Source organism: Staphylococcus sp. GDY8P47P (assembly GCF_016892225.1).
In the GTDB taxonomy this organism is placed as follows: domain Bacteria; phylum Bacillota; class Bacilli; order Staphylococcales; family Staphylococcaceae; genus Staphylococcus; species Staphylococcus borealis.
Genome location: NZ_JAFENV010000017.1, coordinates 125,511 through 143,700, shown reverse-complemented (window position 1 = coordinate 143,700; position 18,190 = coordinate 125,511). Strand labels below are relative to the sequence as shown.

Below are 18,190 nucleotides of genomic sequence, written 5' to 3'. Positions count from 1 at the left end.
TACAAGCTAAGCAAGTTGGGGGTGCGACGAATTTAAAAGAATTCTGTCCCACTCCCAAATCCTAGTTCTCTTTTGACTTTATATATCCATTGTACAGACATTCAAGTGAAACCCAAGGTAGCCTTCATAAATTCAAAAACAGACCCCACATCAACTTTCCTTTGGTTGTAGATGATTTTTATTTTTGATTTTGGAAGCATTCTATTAATTTGGGCTTTAAAACATTCCCAATTATAATGCTTCATTCATTTTTTCTAATGTGATATTTATCATAAACGTAACATAAATTACGATGTGCTTAGTTACTTATTTATGGAAAATGAGGTAAGAATAATAATTTTTTTAGAAATTTTAAATCTTTAATAAGCGTATATAACATAGTGGTTATAGCCGATAAACGGCGTGTCGCAACTAGTATACACTGTTGCATATTATTTGTAGTACGTTATAATGCACAATGTGTCAAATTTAAGGAGGTTATATTTTCGCATGGGATTAAATAAAGAAGCTGTAAAAATTGGTTTCGCCTATGTCGGCATTGTAGTAGGTGCCGGATTCTCAACTGGACAAGAAGTTATGCAATTCTTTACACCATATGGTTTATGGTCATATATCGGTGTACTTATTTCAGGTTTAATTCTTGGTTTCATTGGTAGACAAGTAGCTAAAATAGGTACCGCGTTTGAAGCTACAAACCATGAGTCAACATTACAATATTTATTCGGAGAAAAGTTTAGCAAAATCTTCGATTATATATTAGTATTCTTTTTATTCGGTATTGCAGTTACTATGATTGCAGGCTCTGGTTCAACATTCCAAGAGAGTTTTGGTATACCTACATGGTTAGGTGCCTTAATTATGACGATTGTCATTTATTTAACATTATTATTAGACTTCAACAAAATTGTGAGCGCGCTTGGTATCGTAACACCATTCTTAATTATTATGGTAATCCTTATTGCCGTTTACTACTTATTTGCAGGTAGCGTTCCATTAAACGAAGTTAACAGTACAGTTGATAAAACAAGTGCATTTTGGGGTGTAATTAGAGGCTTAATGTACGGAGGCCTAGCTTTTGCAGTTGGCTTTAGTACGGTTGTTGCTATTGGTGGCGACGCTTCTAAACGTAAAATTTCAGGTGGAGGTGCAATGTTTGGCGGTGTGATTTACACAATCTTATTAGCCTTAATCAACTTTGCATTACAATCTGAATATCCTAAAATTAAAAATGTTGAAATTCCAACATTAACATTAGCTAATGCTATACATCCTTGGATTGGTCTTGTTTTAACTGTCATTATGTTAGCAGTTATGTACAATACAATTTTAGGACTATGCTATTCATTTGCAGCACGTTTTACAGAACCATATAGTAAAAAATATCACATTTTCATTGCTGTTATGATGGTTGCAGCGTTTATTCTAAGCTTTGTAGGATTTGCAGACTTAATTAACTTCCTTTATAACATCATGGGTGTTGTCGGTCTGTTTATCGTAGTTGCAGTATTAATTAAATATTATCTACGTAAGAGTGATAATAAAGACCATATCGCTTAGATTTAAAACAGCTATACTTTACAATTTAAATTGAATGTTTTAATGTTAAAGAGGCTGGGACATAAATAATATAATGAAGCTATTTTTGCAAATTCGCAGTAGCTGACTGAACTGAGAAGGCGCATAAATCAAGCTTTTCTCAGTTCTAGTCACCCTTGCGGGGGTGGGACAACGAATTTAAAAAGAATTCTGTCCCACTCCTTTTTCTATTAAAAAAGCGGACAAACCGTCTATAATCAATTGAAAGGATCATAAGGAATGAATACTCAGAAAAAATGGGCGATGATTACTGGTGTCACAATTATGATCGTCAGTATCGTAGTTGCTTTAGGGTTATATCACCACCAACAAGAAAGTGAGAAACGTAAACAGCAGCGTGAGAAAGTTCAAATCAATAACCCTAACGTCAAGCTATTTCAAAATATTACATACAATAATCATCTTCCTAAAAGTCAACTTGATATCATGATGCCTGATGATGTAGATAAGGATACTCAATTACCGGTTATCTTCTGGATGCACGGTGGTGGCTATGTTGCAGGTGATAAACAATACAAAAATCCATTACTATCTCAAATTGTTGAGCAAGGATATGTAGTGGTCAACGTTAACTATGCTTTAGCGCCTAACTATAAGTATCCTACACCGCTTATTCAATTTGATGATGCCATTCAATTTATTAAGCATAATAAAGACCGTTTCCCAATCGATTTAAACCAAGTCATTATCGGTGGTGATTCTGCCGGTGCACAACTAACGAGTCAATATGTTGCGATGCAAACAAACAGTACTTTACGAAACGAAATGGGATTTGAACAGCGTTTTACCCCCTCACAAATTAAAGGTGCTATCTTTTTCGGTGGGTTTTATGATATGAAGACTGTAAGAGAAACTGAATTTCCAAGAATTCAAATGTTTATGCATAGTTATACAGGTGCAACACATTGGGAAACTGATTTTAAAAATATTTCTCAAATGTCAACCATTAATCAAGTGACTAAGGATTATCCTTCAACATATTTATCAGTAGGTGATGCGGATCCTTTCTATAGTCAAAACATTGAATTTTATCGCAAATTGAAAGAGGCGAATATACCGGTAAGTACATTGTTTTATGATGGTTCACATCATTTACATCATCAATATCAATTCCATCTAGACAAACCAGAATCTAAAGAGAATATGAAACGTGTACTTGCTTTCCTAAGTAGAAATACGTCGTCATCTGGTGTAGAACAAAATTACCAATCACCATTTGATGGTTCAACAGGTTCAGATAGTCATTTTTCTTTATCTCCGTATTAGAAGCGGTGTGCTGCTAGCATTAGTTACATGATAATGAGGAAGCGTGTGAGTGACGCATAACATCATAGCTTATGTCCAATGTCCAATGATGACTATATAGTGTTGAGGCGTTTAGAGCATAGTTTATATAAAAAGGTATGTCTAACCAAAACAGTGGGAGTAGGACGAGTCCGGGACATAAATAATATAATGCAGCTATTTTGCAAATTCGCAGTAGCTGACTGAACTGAGAAGGCGCTTTAACAAAGCTTTTCTCAGTTCTAGTCATCCTTGCGGGGGTGGGACGACGAATTTAAAAGAATTCTGTCCCACTCCTATTTCTCTATTTTATTAGCGATGATGGTGTTGAAATCTTAGAAGTAATTGAAAATTTAAATTAACTTTGTAGTAATCTAGTTTAATATTATAATGACTAGAGTATAATATTAGTGATGGTAAATCATTATTAAATCAGTAATTTGGCCATAACATATTTATTGAAGTATTGGCCGTTAATGTACAATTTATCTTTTAATTCGCCTTCAATATTGAATCCTGAAGCTTTAAAGAGTTCAACTGCGCGTGCATTTTCAGGAACAACAGAGGCTTCAATACGTCTAATATCATGGTTAATCGACCAAGCTTCAGCAGCGTTTACTAATGCCATACCGATACCGTGTTTCTGATAAAGCTGTCTAACACCAATTGTAATGACCGCTTCGTGACGTTTACGTTCGTAATTTTCAGTTGTTATAAATGCATAACCAACCAATTGATCGTCTTGTTCTGCAACGTAAACTGTGTTTCTTGGAGAAGTGATAATGCGTTCTAGGTGATTGCTAACGCTTGAAATGCTCGGTGTATATTCACCAGGGTTATATAGTGTGTATTCAGATTCATCATAAATTTTGCTTAATAATTTTATAAAGTCTTCAACGTCTTTTATACTAATTTCACGAATAATATGAGCCATACGGCTTCCTCCCAAATTAATAAACTATTGTGTCTTACATGGTATTATAGCAATAATTCTTAAATATACATAAAATAAAAAACTTTTTAAACTAAAGGGGCAATTTCAAAAATGAAACCAAATGTGCTATTAGCAGGCGGTAGTGGTTATATTGGCAAATATATAAGTAATTTGATTCAAGAAGAAGCGCATATTTATGCTTTATCAAAATATCCTAATACCAAAAAAGAAAATAATAATCGCATAACATGGTTGAAAAGAGATATTTATAGTTATACTGATGTTGTAAAGGCTATGGAAGGAATGGATATTGCGGTTTATTATTTGGACCCTAACAAGAACTCAGCGAAATTAACGCAAGCAACTGCGCGAGATTTAAATCTAATTGCAGCAGATAACTTTGCTAGAGCGGCAGCGCAACAAGGTGTGTCTAAAATAGTGTATGTAAGCGGTAGTCGATTTGATAGTGAGACAGTACAGCGTTTAGAGAATTACGGTGTTCCTGTTGAAAAGACAAACACTCAAATTAAACGTCCACATATTAACGCTGAATTACAAATGTCTAAATACGATGATATCAGAACAGCGATGCGAATGATATTACCTAGGAAATGGACATTGACGTATCTAGTAGATTACTTTATGAAATGGCTGAATGATACACGTGGTACATTGATGCATACGTATCAAGAAAATGGCAGATACTTCATTTATGCCCGTAAAAAATCTAAACCACTATTAGTAATGGAGAAAGTTGAAGACGATATAGGATTGATAACGTTACATTTCATTTCAGGTTCGATAATTAAACGTAATCAAAAGAAACAAGGCAAATTAGAATTTAGACAAATTAAAGGTACACGCTTAGTCATGATCCATTTATATGATTATATCCCGAAATTGTTATGGCCAATATATTACTTCGTTCAAGCACCGTTACAAGGCTTGATTATGCGAGGGTTTGAAATTGACTGCCGTATTAAACATTTTAACGGACGCGTACAATCTGGAGAAAAGATGAAATATACAAAATAATAGGTGATAAAGTGATGCAAGTATTATTAGTAGAAGATGATCAAACACTATTTCAAGAATTGAAAAAAGAACTCGAACATTGGGATTTCTTCGTGACAGGAATAGATGATTTTAGTGCAGTAATGGATATTTATGAAGAAACTAATCCAGAAATAGTTATTATGGATGTGCAATTACCTAAATATGATGGATTTTATTGGTGTAGAAAGATTAGACAAGTATCTAACGTGCCAATCTTATTCTTATCTTCTCGCGATAATCCTATGGACCAAGTGATGAGTATGGAATTAGGTGCGGATGATTATATGCAAAAGCCATTCCATACAAACGTGCTAATAGCCAAACTGCAGGCGATTTATCGACGTGTCTATGAATTTGGCGCAGAAGAAAAGCGAACATTGAATTGGCAGGATGCGCTTGTAGACTTATCAAAGGATAGCATTCAAAAAGGCGACGCAGTGATCTATTTATCTAAGACTGAAATGATTATTTTAGAAATGTTAATTCAAAAGCAGAATCAAATTGTTACGAGAGATACGTTAATTACTGCGCTTTGGGATGATGAAGCTTTTGTAAGTGATAATACGCTAACTGTTAATGTAAATCGTTTGCGTAAAAAGCTAGCTGATATTGGCATGGATACGCAAATTGAAACTAAAGTAGGTAAAGGTTACATGGCGCATGAGTAACTTGAAATGGTTTTGGTTATTCCTTAAAACACGTAGTAATTGGATTTTTTGGATTGTGTTTTTACATTTGATTTTATTAGGTATGGCTTATATTGATTATGATATCTCAATTGAAGGTATCAGCTTTATTGTAATGCTAAATCTTGGTCTTACTGTACTATTTTTAGTTTTTACCTTTTTGAAAGAAGTTAAGTTATATCAACATTTATATAATAATAAGGAAATTGAAGAAATTAAGCACAAAGATTTGGCTGAAGATCCGTTTCAACGGGAAGTTGTTAATTACCTTTACCGTAAATTAACAAGTCAAAAAGAACGTGTAGTTGAGCAGCAATTACATATCAAAATGACGGAACAATCTTTAACTGAATTTGTGCATGATATTAAAACGCCTGTAACAGCGATGAAGTTGTTAATTGACCAAGAAGCAGAAGGTACCCGTAAAAAGGCATTATTATATGAGTGGGCACGTATTAATGAGTTATTAGATAAACAACTGTATTTAACTCGATTAGAGTCTAAAAATAGAGATATGTATTTTGAAGAAACTGCGTTGAAACGACTGGTCATCGATGAGATTCAATTGACACGTCATATTAGTCAGGCTAAGGGTATAGGTTATGATTTGAATTTTGAGACAAACTTAGATGTATATACAGATGTCAAGTGGTGTCGCATGATGATTCGTCAAATTTTATCTAATTCTTTGAAATATTCACAAGGCCAGGATATTGTTATCCGCTCTTTTATAAAGGATGATCATGTGGCATTAGAAATTAAAGACTTTGGTAGAGGGATTAGTCACAAAGATTTACCACGTATATTTGAGCGTGGTTTCACTTCGACTGCGAATCGTAATGAAACGACATCTTCGGGTATTGGACTGTATTTGGTAAACAGCGTTAAGGAACAGTTAGGTATCGATGTTCGTGTTACGTCTACCGTAGGGCAAGGGACTACATTTGTTTTAACTTTTCCGAAACAAAATGAATTAATGGCGCGTATGACGCAAGTGACAACAATGTTACCTTAAAACGTTGATTTGTTACTCCATCTTCATTTCATCAATTGTAATTACTTTTATAATTAAACTGACTAAATAAGTGCGAAATCACTAAAATAAACGCGCACGCAGATATATTGAATGACGAGGTGAACGATTAACGTGACAATATTACAGGCAAAGCAAATAGCCAAAACCTATGGTAACAAGCAAACTAAACAAGAAGTATTAAAAGATATTGACCTGTCAATTGAAGCGGGAGAGTTTGTTGCTATCATGGGGCCCTCGGGATCAGGCAAAACAACCTTATTGAATGTATTAAGTTCAATTGACTATTTAACACACGGTTCTATTATTTTAGACGGTCAACAATTAGAAAAATTGTCTAACAAAGCATTGTCTGACATCAGAAAAAAAGATATTGGATTTATATTTCAAGAATATAATTTGCTACATACACTAACGGTCAAAGAGAACATCATGTTACCTTTATCCGTTCAGAAGCTAGATAAAAGCGAAATGAATGAGCGCTATCAACGTATCACAAAGGCGTTAAATATATTTGAAATTAGTGATAAGTATCCGTCAGAAATTTCAGGTGGACAACGACAAAGAACGTCAGCTGCACGTGCATTTATTACATATCCAAAGATTATTTTTGCGGATGAACCTACTGGCGCACTTGATTCCAAAAATACTCGAGATTTGTTGCAACGTTTTCAAAAAATTAATGAACTCTATAATGCGACGATAGTGATGGTCACGCATGACCCATTAGCAGCAAGTTTCTCAGAGCGTGTGATTATGTTGAAAGATGGACAAGTTTTTACTGAAATATATCAAGGTGAAGATGATAAAAACGTCTTTCACAGAGAAATTCTACGTGCACAAAGTATCTTAGGTGGCATGATGTATGAGTTTTAGTCATATTATATGGAAGAACTTTCAACAAAATATTATTCATTACGCAATTTATATCTTTTCACTTGTATTAAGTATCGTGTTGTTCTTTAGTTTTATTACGATCAAATATGTACATCACTTAAATGTGCACCAGTCTTTGTCAATGATACGTCAAGGTACACAAGTGGGAAGTTATTTTTTATTTATCATCATTGTCGTATTTATCATGTATACAAATATGTTGTTTATTAAACGACGGAGTTATGAATTCGGGTTATTGCAAACGATTGGTTTAGGCAAAAAAAGTATTATTTACATGCTAATGCTTGAGCAGTTATTTATTTTTATTATAACTGCATTATTAGGTATGATTATTGGCATTTTGGGCTCGAAAATACTACTAATGATTGTGTTGAAATTATTAGGTATACATACATCTGTATCATTCATTTTTAGTTTTCAAGCGATTGCACAAACATTATTTATACTTGTCATTGCCTATATACTCATCATTATCCAAGCATCTATTTATTTAAGTAAATCCTCAATTAAAAGTTTGATGGACTTTCAAGATAGTAAAGAAGATAGTCATATCACGCTTACATTAGGAGAAGTTATATTAGGTATCTTAGGCGTTGTGCTAATATTGACGGGATATTATTTATCAACGCGCTTTGTTGAGATTGTGGATGATGTCATACTACCATTTGTCATTTTAATTGTAACTGTTTTAGGAACTTATTTTTTCTTTCGAAGTACGATATCACTCATATTGAAGATGATTAGATACTTTAAAGGCGGAAATATGACTGTAAATGATGTTATTTTCACGTCATCACTCATGTTTCGAATTAGAAAAAATGCATTTTCATTGACTGTAATGGCTATCATCTCAGCAATTACTGTATCAGTTTTATGTTTCGCTGCGATTAGTAGAGGTTCTTTGGCAAATGAAGTGCTTTTAGAATCACCCCATGAAGTTACGCTAAAAGAAGAGAAACTTGCAAATGAATTAGGATTTGAATTAAGTCGCCATCATATTCCTTATCGTTATGATTTTAAACAAGTCGTATATTCTCAACTATATAAAGATCAGTTATTTGACAATAGTCAGATACAACCCTATGCAGTTACTGTAACGAGCGAAAAATATTTTCCAAATGTTTCTTTAGAAAAAGGTGAAGCAAATTTAATTATGCCTGAAGGTTTAATTCAAGAGTTATCGAAGCATAAATCAAATGGTACGGCTTCTATTGGAACTAAAAAATATCACGTGAATATTAAATTGCATAAAGTGATGGACAAAATTTATTTTAAACAAAGTATTGATTTAGGTGGTCCTACACTAGTATTGAATGATACCGATTATAATTACTTGAAAACACATGCGAATCGTAAATATATCGTTTCACAATATGGCTTTGATTTACAACATAATAGAGATATTCCGAAACTTGAAAGCATTACGAAAGATCTCAACAGTGATGTGCAAACGCGTAGTGAAGTCGTTAGTGAAGTATCCAGTTTAACTGGCATATTACTGTTTGTAACGTCATTTTTAGGCATTGCATTCTTGATTGCCACAGGATGTATTATTTACATTAAACAAATTGATGAAACAGAAGATGAGTTGGAAAGCTATTCAGTATTACGCAAATTAGGATTCATTCAAAAAGATATGGCCAAAGGATTAAAGCTTAAAGTGGCATTTAACTTTGGTATACCATTGATTATTGCCTTGTTGCATTCATACTTTGCTGCTGTGGTCTTTATGAAGATCATAGGTTTTGATAATCAAGTGCCGATTTTTGTCGTAATGGGTATTTACTCAATCATTTACAGCATTTTTGCAGTTATCGCATATAACCATTCTAAACGTACAATTAATCACTCAATTTAAGCTAATATTTTTCTAATATTTCGTATTTGTAAAGAATTTGTAAATGTAATTGTGGTTATGTAAATTTTGTGATATTTTCAAATAGGGACAAATTCAGTAATGGAGTATTACGTGAATAACAGTAAAACATTATATTTACATAAAATTTACAAATAGTCTGAAAAAGACTTTTGAAAAGTTCTTATTGTAAATGTATCCTTTATCTAAAGTTGTCTTACAATAATAAAAATTTACAACGTGATTGGAAACGATCGCTATAATGGAGGCTTTATAATGTTTACTAAGAAAAAGGATAAGTTCATGGTTCAATTAGAGGAAATGGTATTTAACTTGGACCGTGCTGCAGTTGAATTCGGGAAAATGGATTTCAATACGCACTTAGATTTAAAAGCTTATTCTGATAATATCAAGACTTATGAGTCACATGGTGACGAATTAATGCATCAAGTCATTACGGATTTAAATCAAACATTTATTACACCAATTGAACGTGAAGATATCCTATCTTTATGTAATGCAATTGATGATGTGCTAGACGCTATGGAAGAAACATCATCAATGTTCGAAATGTATTCAATTGAATATACAGATGAATACATGGCAGAATTCGTAGAAAATATTCAAAAAGCAGTAGCAGAAATGAAATTAGCTGTTGGTTTATTAGTAGAGAAAAAATTATCACACATGCGCATTCATTCTATTAACATTAAAGAATTTGAAACAAACTGTGATGGCATTTTACGTCAATCTATTAAACACATCTTTAACAGCGAAACTGATCCAATCACACTTATTAAAATAAAAGATATTTATGAAAGCATGGAAGAAATCGCAGATAAATGTCAAGTTGTGGCAAATAATTTCGAAACGATTATTATGAAAAATAGCTAAGGGAGTTTTAATTTATGGAATATGTATTAATTATCACTATAGCTATCGTAATATTTTCTTTAATCTTTGACTTTATCAATGGCTTCCATGATACAGCCAATGCGATTGCTACAGCAGTATCAACACGTGCCTTAACGCCTAGAACTGCTATCTTTTTAGCGGCAATTATGAACTTTGTTGGTGCGCTAACTTTCACTGGTGTTGCCGGTACAATAACGAAAGATATTGTTGATCCATTTAAATTACAAAATGGGTTAGTCGTTGTATTAGCCGCAATATTAGCCGCAATTATTTGGAACTTATTAACATGGTATTATGGTATACCAAGTTCATCATCTCATGCGTTGATAGGTTCAATCGCAGGTGCAGCGATTGCAGCACAAGGATTTGGTGTACTTCATTATCAAGGTTTCACTAAGATTATTATTGTTTTAATCATTTCACCAATTATTGCATTTTGTGTCGGATTCATTATGTACACGATTGTTAAAATTGTCTTTAAAAATGCTAACCTTACTAGAGCGAATCGTAATTTCCGATTCTTCCAAGTATTTACTGCAGCATTACAATCGTTCTCACACGGTACGAATGATGCACAAAAATCAATGGGTATCATTACATTAGCTTTAATTGTAGCCAATATTCAAGATCCATCGAATGTTGAACCAGCTTTATGGGTAAAAGTTGCCTGTGCAACTGCAATGGGTCTAGGTACTGCCATTGGTGGATGGAAGATTATTAAAACTGTAGGTGGAAACATTATGAAAATCCGCCCAGCTAACGGTGCTGCAGCTGACTTATCATCAGCATTAACAATATTTGTAGCATCATCATTACACTTCCCATTATCTACAACACACGTTGTATCATCATCAATTCTTGGTGTTGGTGCTTCTAACAGAGCTAAAGGTGTTAAATGGAACACTGCACAACGTATGATTATTACATGGGTTATTACATTACCAATCTCAGCTATTTTAGCTGCTTTGATTTTCTTAGTTATGAACATTTTCTTATAATTAAATAATTAAGTGTTAGGGAGTGGGACAGAATACTTATTAAATTCGTCGTCTCACCCTTTTCAAACTGCCTATAAAGTCTTTGACTTTGTAGGCAGTTTTTTATGTACGTCCTGAGATAGGGAGGGGGATTTGGTTATAAAGACATTCTTTAAAGTATTGCTAACTGAATGTTCATTTTAAAGTGTCTTACTTATATGCTAAATCATTTAGATGAATTAAGTTAGTAAGTCTAATCTAAGTATGCGTTTATTATGATAGAATATAAAACTTAAATAAAAGTTACAGGTTGTCAAATCAAATTATTACAATGGTGTGTTGTTGCCACGTATTTTTTATAGAACACAAAAGGAGTGGAACAGAATTTTAAAACGCTGTTCCACTCCTAGCTTACTTAGCTTGTAGAATTTGTTGATGAAGTTCTCTATGATAGGGTGACCATCCACAAGATAGCAATATTATATTATTTAGTGAATGAAATTGTAGCTTGAAACTACAGATGCAGGAATGGTTCTTGTATTTGTGTTATATGGGCCATTAGCATAATTCATTTCTGAAATTAAGATGCTACCATCTGCATTAACACGTTCAACATAAGCCACATGGCCATAGTAGCCTGTAGTTGATTGCATAATTGAACCAACAGTTGCATTATGATCTACTGTGTAACCATCTGCTGCTGCGTTGCCTGCCCAATATTTAGCATCTGACCAATAAGTACTAATTGGTTTACCAGCTTGCGCACGACGGTCGAATACATACCATGTACATTGACCAGCAGTATATAAGTTTTGATGATTGAATGATGGGCTAGCATAACCGCCACTTCCGCCACCGTTATTCGTTGTATTCGGATTTGTTTCAGTAGGTGTATTTGCTGAACCATTTGGTATTTTTAATTGTTGATTTGGTGTTATTAAATAACCTGATAAGTTATTGGCCTTCATTAATGCATTGACCGATACACCATTCTTACTAGCAATTGCATATAAAGAATCGCCAGATTTTACTGTGTAATATGATGAAGAAGTTGTTGCGTTTGAACTGGCATTATTAGCATTATTACTGCTGCCCCCAATAGTAATAACTTGGCCAGGGAAAATCATATTGTTAGAAAGGTTGTTACTCTTCTTAATACTATCTACAGATGTATTATATTTACTAGCGATGCTCCATAGCGACTCGCCGGATTTTACAGTATGTTGTGTTGATGCTTCAGCATTATGGTTTGATAATACTGCAACTGCTCCGGTTGCGACAGAAGCTGCGACTGCTAACTTTTTCAACTAAATGTCCTCCTTGAGAAAATTCATTATATTTTTAATTAATTTATTCCTAAACTATTCATTACCTTATATATTCATTCACATATATCACGTATTCATACTATCAAAAATGTGACACACTGTGGGCGTTGTTATTATCTTGTAACATTGTTAATATTTGTCATTGATTGTGTAAAACCGTCCAATCCGTTGATATGATAGGATTCAGCTAACATTTGCTCATGGATTTCATTTTTAAAATTAAGTAAATTGTAATATTTTGATGAGATGTTAGAACAACTAATTTAAGTAAATTTAACTCAAAATGGCTTAACAACAGGCTTTAAGATTGTATTAAACTTAGTTGTGACGTATATTTTTTGTACTTAAATTAATGGTTATTAGTAATGTAATTGTAGAAAATATATCAATCGTAAATGATTTATTTTTGAAAAGTAATTAGAATGCGATACAATCGAATTGAAAAAGGGATAGTTAATAAGGAGAGATTTAAAATATGTCTCAGACGTACAATAATGCACAACATGTGAATCGGAAGCATCAAGAGAAAGGTCAATCACATGCTTATGGTAAAGTATGGCTCTATTTTATGTATTATTGGATTATATTTGGAATTGGATGTTACTTTGGACAGTATTTACCTATGGAATGGAGACGTCCTTTATCCATAGCACTATTGGTATTAATATTAGCAACATTATTTATTCAACGGGCACGTAAATATGGGTTGATCATTTCGCATATTTACGCCATACTTGTGGGTCTTTTATCATACGCTACGTTTACAACTTATATGCAAAATTTAGGGCCAGAGGTCTTTTATAAAAATGTCCTATTGGCAATTGGAGCGTTCATTGTTTTCGGTATTTTGGGCTATTTTATAATCAATGATGCCTCAAGTATTGGTAAATATTTATTTGTCGCATTAATTGCGTTAATTATTGCTGGATTAATTGGTATGTTCATCAATAATCCGATATATCATACCGTTATCACAGCGGTAGGTCTAATATTATTCTTACTATATACCTTGTATGATTTCAATCGTATGAAACGAGGGAATTTCTCACCTCGCGAAATGGGTTTTAATCTATTTATCAATTTATTAAATATTATAAAAGATGTATTAAGACTTGCAAATCGCTTTAAAAATTAAATAAAAACACATATAATGAGAAACTATACATTTGAGATGTCTTCGTATTGTATTTAATGATTTTAATTTGTTTAGTAATTGTATGATTGATCGCATTACTAAACACATGATTGAATTATTGAGCAATAACGAGGCATCTTTTTTATCAAATTCATAATTTAAATAAATAATAAAAAGTAATTAATTTATAAAAAAATGTATTTTTGATTTGTTTATCGTGTTGTGATAAATTTACATTTAATCACTGTGATAGTGCTAAGATACCAAAAGAAGAAATAGTACAACATTTAGAAAGACGATCATGAATAAGAAAGAGGTTAATCAATGGCTAATACCTATGTTCATATATTGACTAAACATGAATACAAAATGACACGTTGCCAAGACGGTATTATTCTGTTGTTTCCAATTGAAGGTCAACTTAAACTTCAGCACTTTACTAAAACTGTTAGCGTCGAAAATGATATTTACGTCATCAATAACACAGATATTTTTTCAATTATAGAAAATAAAAAAACACTGATGCTATACATCGCTAGTGACTGGTTTAGAGATCGAGGTTTTGAATTTTTTAATTATAAATATTCGACTAATTTAGTAAAATCAACCAGCGCAATCAAACGTTTGTTACTACATATAGCACTAAACGCTTTAAATGTTGACGCCATTTCTGATGATACGACACACATCACTTCTATTGTCGATATTATTGGGAAAGAAGGGGCAATTGAAAAGATGATTGCTAATCATCAATATAACTTTTCTTATTACGGAGAGTTAAGCGATGTACTAGAATATATTAATCAAAATATTAATAAAAAAATAACATTAACTGGTATTGCATCACAATTATTCACTTCTAAATCCAATCTTTCAGCACAATTTAACCAATTGTTAAATATGGGCTTTAAAACCTATGTCGATACTTTGAAAATTGCAAATTCATTTGAATGGTTGTTAACTACGGAAAATACAATCAGTCTCATAAGTGAAAAAGTAGGTTTTAGTAATGCCTCAAGTTATTCAAAATCCTTTAAAAATCATGTCGGCATGACGCCTAATGAATACCGATACTGTGATAAATTCAACAAAACAATTTACATGGATTATGAAACATTGAATGATACTAGCTTGAAGGATATACGACATTTGATTAAAACGAAGCAACAATATTATAACCAACATGATGAACATAAAATTTATGCAGATTCAACGGTTGGTTCGGTTGTCAATCCATATTATTTAGTCATTCAAGTTAATACAATTGAAGAAATCAGGTTACTTTTTCTTCAAGATTTTGCGCGACCATTGTCTTTTGGCAAAACAACATTGAAGTTTTACCTTAATGTAGATATGCGTGATATTAAAGATCAAATGACTAAGAATGAGAGACAACGCTTATTTGAATATATTATTCGTAATGGGTTAAATGTGGTCTTTAGATTAGAAGATTTAGGGTTAACAGATTTTTTAGAGTCAAATTATGAGGATGTAGCAGACTACTTCAGAGAACATCAACTGCCTACGACTGGTAATCATAAATTAGAGCTTGTATTTGATTTAGAGGAGTTAAATTTAAAATCTATCTATCGCGTCATTTTAAAGATACAGCATAAGACCCAACAATTTTCATTCGGTTTAGAAATAAGTAAATTGTTAAATGACCCAGTCTTGTTTAAAACGCTAGAATCACAAATCAAACGTATTAATTTTAAATTTTTATATATTGATAATGCGCAACTGAAAATGCCATATCTAATTGAACAAAATGAGCACTTATTAGTTAAAAATATAGTACGCTATCAAAATATCCGACAAATTCTAAAACAAATTGATTTAGAGAATCAGAAGATAATATTTTTAAATTTTGAAAATCATAAATTTTTAAATAGTAAATATAATGATTTGAATAATAGCGCACCTTTATTAATAGAAACATTTGTAAGAACAGCTTCTTACTTTAATGGCATTGGCTTCGATTTCAAGCATCATAATAGACAATTTAATGCGCTGCACATATTCGACGAAAATGGATTTAAATCCATTTTAGGCACAATAGTGGATCAGTTGCTTGAAATTAGTACGAAGCCTAAATTATTTAATGAAAACTACATCTTAATTGATGATGAAGCGCACTATACGATTTTCATCTATGATTGGCGCGTGTTAGAGAATGAGTCATTGCAAGTCAATTATGACCAAACAGACGTGTTTATTGATTTTAACGATGACGCGTTAAAGGATACGTATTTAGTCAAGATTCAGCTTATTGATGACTACAACGGCAATATTAATCATCTTATTTCAAAGCATATTAGGAAAAAATATAAATGGTCGAAACGTTTTTTAAGAAAAATGGATTATCACATTCATCCTACATTAAAACTCGTAGAACACAATTTCAAAAAAGAACCACTTCAAATTAACCTCAATTACAATGCTTTATACGTCGTTAAGATTCTCAAAGAGTCACGAAATAATAAATAATGTTTTACACAACTATATTTAACTTTGTTAGTAAATTAGACAAAAATTTCTAAACAAAGTTATAGGACATACTTACAAATATAAAGGATAATAGTAATTAAGTTGTCTGCTTATATTTGGAGGTGCAAGAAGCATTGAATAATGACAAATTAAATAAATTGCTAGAATTCTATAAACAGTATAAAGCATTGTCAGAGTATATAGATAAACAATATAAGTTGACATTAAATGATTTAGCTTTACTAAAACTTGCTCATGAATATATTGCTAATGATCAAATGTTAATGCAAAAGTTTCTAAAAATAGCAATTAGTGAGTTGGAGTTAAGTAGAACCAAATTGTTAGTATCAATTCGACGACTTATAGAAAAGGAAAGATTAAGTAAGGTTCGATCCACTGAAGATGAAAGAAAAATATTTATCTACATGGATGAAAAAAATATTAAAAATTTCGATGCTTTATTCAATGATGTTGAAGAATTTTTAGATATTTAATTTAATATGTTAAACAAAGAGTGCTGACAAAGTCGTTTTGTCAGTATTTTTTCTTTTAATTTGATTCATCATAAAATGGATTCCATTTTAGACAATGCTTTGTTAATGCTATATAATAAGGATTATTGAGTATGAAAGCGAGATGACATTATGGGACGTAAATGGAACAATATTAAAGAAAAAAAGGCCCAAAAAGATAAAAATACAAGTAGAATATATGCAAAATTTGGTAAAGAAATTTATGTAGCAGCTAAATCTGGTGAGCCAGATCCTGAATCTAACCAAGCGTTAAGATTAGTACTTGAGAGAGCTAAGACTTACTCAGTACCAAATCATATTATCGATAGAGCTATAGACAAAGCTAAAGGTGCTGGTGATGAAAATTTCGACCACTTACGTTATGAAGGGTTCGGACCAAGTGGTTCAATGCTTATCGTAGATGCCTTAACAAATAATGTAAACCGTACGGCTTCAGATGTTAGAGCAGCTTTCGGTAAAAATGGCGGTAATATGGGCGTATCAGGTTCAGTCGCTTATATGTTTGATCATACTGCGACATTCGGAATTGAAGGTAAGTCAGCAGATGACGTTTTAGAGGCATTAATGGAACAAGATGTCGATGTTAGAGATGTTATTGAAGATGGAGATCTTACAATTGTCTATGCGGAACCGGACCAATTTGCTCAAGTTCAAGATGCGTTACGTGAAACAGGCGTAGAAGATTTTAAAGTTGCTGAATTCGAAATGTTACCACAAACTGATATTGAATTATCGGAAGATGACCAAGCAACATTTGAGAAATTAATTGATGCACTCGAAGATCTTGAAGATGTTCAAAATGTCTTCCACAATGTGGACTTAAAATAATGAAAAAACACGCAGATGATTGGATTAAACAACTTGATCTTACGCCTCATCCAGAAGGTGGTTATTTCAAAGAAACCATTCGAGAATCAACGGATGAAGCACAACGTGCGCCTTTTAGTAGTATTTATTTCTTACTGAAGACAGGTGATATTTCTCATTTTCATCGTATCGACGCAGATGAAGTATGGTACTACCATGCAGGTGAATCATTAACGATTCATATGATTACACCTGATGGCGACTATGAAAGTGTTCAATTAGGACCTGCAATTGAAGAAGGACAAGTACTTCAGTATAAGGTACCTAAAGATACAATTTTTGCTTCAAGTTTAATAGACAGAGAAGGATACAGTTTAGTAGGTTGTATGTGTCAACCAGCATTTGAATTTAATCACTTTGAATTGTTTACACAAGAGACGTTAATGCATTTATATCCTCAACATAAGAAGTTGATTCAACAGTATGCCTTATTAGATATAAATAAATAAATCATAAAAACAGTCTGAGACATAAATAATATAATAATGCTATATAGCAAATTCGCAGTAGCTGACTGAACTGAGAAGGCGCTTGAATCAACCTTTTCTCAGTTCTAGTCAGGGGCCCCAACAAAGAGAATTTCACTAGGAAATTCTACAAGCAAAGC

Annotated in this window: 16 protein-coding genes; 14 read left to right on the top strand and 2 right to left on the bottom strand. The window is 32.5% G+C overall.

What is annotated here, in order from left to right:
• The first annotated feature begins 489 nt into the window (after positions 1 to 489).
• Together JVV30_RS07650 and JVV30_RS07645 are read left to right on the top strand one after the other, a co-directional pair.
• Positions 490 to 1,557, top strand: a complete 1,068-nt coding sequence (locus JVV30_RS07650; RefSeq protein WP_053030662.1) for a YkvI family membrane protein — start codon at positions 490 to 492, stop codon at positions 1,555 to 1,557.
• Positions 1,558 to 1,815: 258 nt separating this feature from the next.
• Positions 1,816 to 2,862, top strand: coding sequence for an alpha/beta hydrolase (locus JVV30_RS07645; protein ID WP_070854502.1), 1,047 nt, complete (start codon positions 1,816 to 1,818; stop codon positions 2,860 to 2,862).
• Positions 2,863 to 3,307: 445 nt separating this feature from the next.
• On the opposite strand, the gene JVV30_RS07640 is transcribed toward JVV30_RS07645, so the two are convergent.
• Positions 3,308 to 3,814, bottom strand: coding sequence for a GNAT family N-acetyltransferase (locus tag JVV30_RS07640; protein WP_053030658.1), 507 nt, complete (start codon positions 3,812 to 3,814; stop codon positions 3,308 to 3,310).
• A 111-nt stretch (positions 3,815 to 3,925) separates the two neighbouring features.
• On the opposite strand from JVV30_RS07640, the gene JVV30_RS07635 reads away from it, so the two are divergent.
• From JVV30_RS07635 to JVV30_RS07605, 7 genes are all read left to right on the top strand, one after another.
• Complete coding sequence (locus JVV30_RS07635; RefSeq protein WP_204193933.1) at positions 3,926 to 4,849, top strand: NAD(P)H-binding protein; 924 nt, start codon at positions 3,926 to 3,928, stop codon at positions 4,847 to 4,849.
• A 14-nt stretch (positions 4,850 to 4,863) separates the two neighbouring features.
• On the top strand, positions 4,864 to 5,538 hold the full coding sequence (graR, locus tag JVV30_RS07630) for a response regulator transcription factor GraR/ApsR (RefSeq protein WP_053030655.1): 675 nt from the start codon (positions 4,864 to 4,866) through the stop codon (positions 5,536 to 5,538).
• The gene (locus JVV30_RS07625; protein WP_070854500.1) at positions 5,531 to 6,571 is read left to right on the top strand and encodes a sensor histidine kinase; all 1,041 of its coding nucleotides are present in this window, start codon (positions 5,531 to 5,533) and stop codon (positions 6,569 to 6,571) included. The genes graR and JVV30_RS07625 overlap by 8 nt, the downstream gene beginning before the upstream one ends.
• Positions 6,572 to 6,703: 132 nt before the next feature.
• Positions 6,704 to 7,465, top strand: a complete 762-nt coding sequence (locus tag JVV30_RS07620) for an ABC transporter ATP-binding protein (RefSeq protein WP_070854499.1) — start codon at positions 6,704 to 6,706, stop codon at positions 7,463 to 7,465.
• A complete protein-coding gene (locus JVV30_RS07615) occupies positions 7,455 to 9,344 on the top strand; it encodes an ABC transporter permease (protein WP_070854498.1) in 1,890 nt (629 codons plus the stop codon). Before JVV30_RS07620 ends, JVV30_RS07615 begins: the two co-directional genes overlap by 11 nt.
• Before the next feature lie 273 nt (positions 9,345 to 9,617).
• Positions 9,618 to 10,235, top strand: coding sequence for a DUF47 domain-containing protein (locus tag JVV30_RS07610; RefSeq protein ID WP_204193932.1), 618 nt, complete (start codon positions 9,618 to 9,620; stop codon positions 10,233 to 10,235).
• Positions 10,236 to 10,249: 14 nt separating this feature from the next.
• Positions 10,250 to 11,254, top strand: coding sequence for an inorganic phosphate transporter (locus JVV30_RS07605; protein WP_053030648.1), 1,005 nt, complete (start codon positions 10,250 to 10,252; stop codon positions 11,252 to 11,254).
• 467 nt (positions 11,255 to 11,721) lie between these two features.
• Here JVV30_RS07605 and JVV30_RS07600 read toward each other — a convergent pair whose 3' ends face one another.
• Positions 11,722 to 12,540, bottom strand: a complete 819-nt coding sequence (locus tag JVV30_RS07600) for a LysM peptidoglycan-binding domain-containing protein (RefSeq protein ID WP_053030645.1) — start codon at positions 12,538 to 12,540, stop codon at positions 11,722 to 11,724.
• Positions 12,541 to 13,036: 496 nt separating this feature from the next.
• Between JVV30_RS07600 and JVV30_RS07595 the strand changes: the two genes are divergently transcribed.
• The 5 genes from JVV30_RS07595 to JVV30_RS07575 all read left to right on the top strand — a co-directional run bounded on the left by JVV30_RS07595 (position 13,037) and on the right by JVV30_RS07575 (position 18,032).
• Positions 13,037 to 13,696, top strand: coding sequence for a Bax inhibitor-1/YccA family protein (locus tag JVV30_RS07595; protein ID WP_070854497.1), 660 nt, complete (start codon positions 13,037 to 13,039; stop codon positions 13,694 to 13,696).
• A gap of 324 nt (positions 13,697 to 14,020) precedes the next feature.
• Positions 14,021 to 16,183 (top strand): helix-turn-helix transcriptional regulator, encoded by a 2,163-nt coding sequence (locus JVV30_RS07590; protein WP_204193931.1) that lies wholly within the window; start codon positions 14,021 to 14,023, stop codon positions 16,181 to 16,183.
• 134 nt (positions 16,184 to 16,317) lie between these two features.
• On the top strand, positions 16,318 to 16,677 hold the full coding sequence (locus JVV30_RS07585; RefSeq protein WP_053030640.1) for a transcriptional regulator, SarA/Rot family: 360 nt from the start codon (positions 16,318 to 16,320) through the stop codon (positions 16,675 to 16,677).
• Positions 16,678 to 16,827: 150 nt separating this feature from the next.
• Entirely contained in the window at positions 16,828 to 17,544 is a 717-nt protein-coding gene (locus tag JVV30_RS07580) for a YebC/PmpR family DNA-binding transcriptional regulator (RefSeq protein WP_053030638.1), read from the top strand.
• A complete protein-coding gene (locus JVV30_RS07575) occupies positions 17,544 to 18,032 on the top strand; it encodes a cupin domain-containing protein (protein ID WP_070854495.1) in 489 nt (162 codons plus the stop codon). Before JVV30_RS07580 ends, JVV30_RS07575 begins: the two co-directional genes overlap by 1 nt.
• Positions 18,033 to 18,190 lie beyond the last annotated feature (158 nt).

Bases quoted from the DNA above. Each gene is read 5' to 3' on its own strand.
- JVV30_RS07650 (WP_053030662.1), top strand. From the start codon at position 490: ATGGGATTAAATAAAGAAGCTGTAAAAATTGGTTTCGCCTATGTCGGC.
- JVV30_RS07640 (WP_053030658.1), bottom strand. From the start codon at position 3,814: ATGGCTCATATTATTCGTGAAATTAGTATAAAAGACGTTGAAGACTTT.
- graR (WP_053030655.1), top strand. From the start codon at position 4,864: ATGCAAGTATTATTAGTAGAAGATGATCAAACACTATTTCAAGAATTG.
- JVV30_RS07615 (WP_070854498.1), top strand. From the start codon at position 7,455: ATGAGTTTTAGTCATATTATATGGAAGAACTTTCAACAAAATATTATT.
- JVV30_RS07610 (WP_204193932.1), top strand. From the start codon at position 9,618: ATGTTTACTAAGAAAAAGGATAAGTTCATGGTTCAATTAGAGGAAATG.
- JVV30_RS07645 (WP_070854502.1), top strand. From the start codon at position 1,816: ATGAATACTCAGAAAAAATGGGCGATGATTACTGGTGTCACAATTATG.
- JVV30_RS07635 (WP_204193933.1), top strand. From the start codon at position 3,926: ATGAAACCAAATGTGCTATTAGCAGGCGGTAGTGGTTATATTGGCAAA.
- JVV30_RS07575 (WP_070854495.1), top strand. From the start codon at position 17,544: ATGAAAAAACACGCAGATGATTGGATTAAACAACTTGATCTTACGCCT.
- JVV30_RS07580 (WP_053030638.1), top strand. From the start codon at position 16,828: ATGGGACGTAAATGGAACAATATTAAAGAAAAAAAGGCCCAAAAAGAT.
- JVV30_RS07605 (WP_053030648.1), top strand. From the start codon at position 10,250: ATGGAATATGTATTAATTATCACTATAGCTATCGTAATATTTTCTTTA.
- JVV30_RS07590 (WP_204193931.1), top strand. From the start codon at position 14,021: ATGGCTAATACCTATGTTCATATATTGACTAAACATGAATACAAAATG.
- JVV30_RS07595 (WP_070854497.1), top strand. From the start codon at position 13,037: ATGTCTCAGACGTACAATAATGCACAACATGTGAATCGGAAGCATCAA.
- JVV30_RS07625 (WP_070854500.1), top strand. From the start codon at position 5,531: ATGAGTAACTTGAAATGGTTTTGGTTATTCCTTAAAACACGTAGTAAT.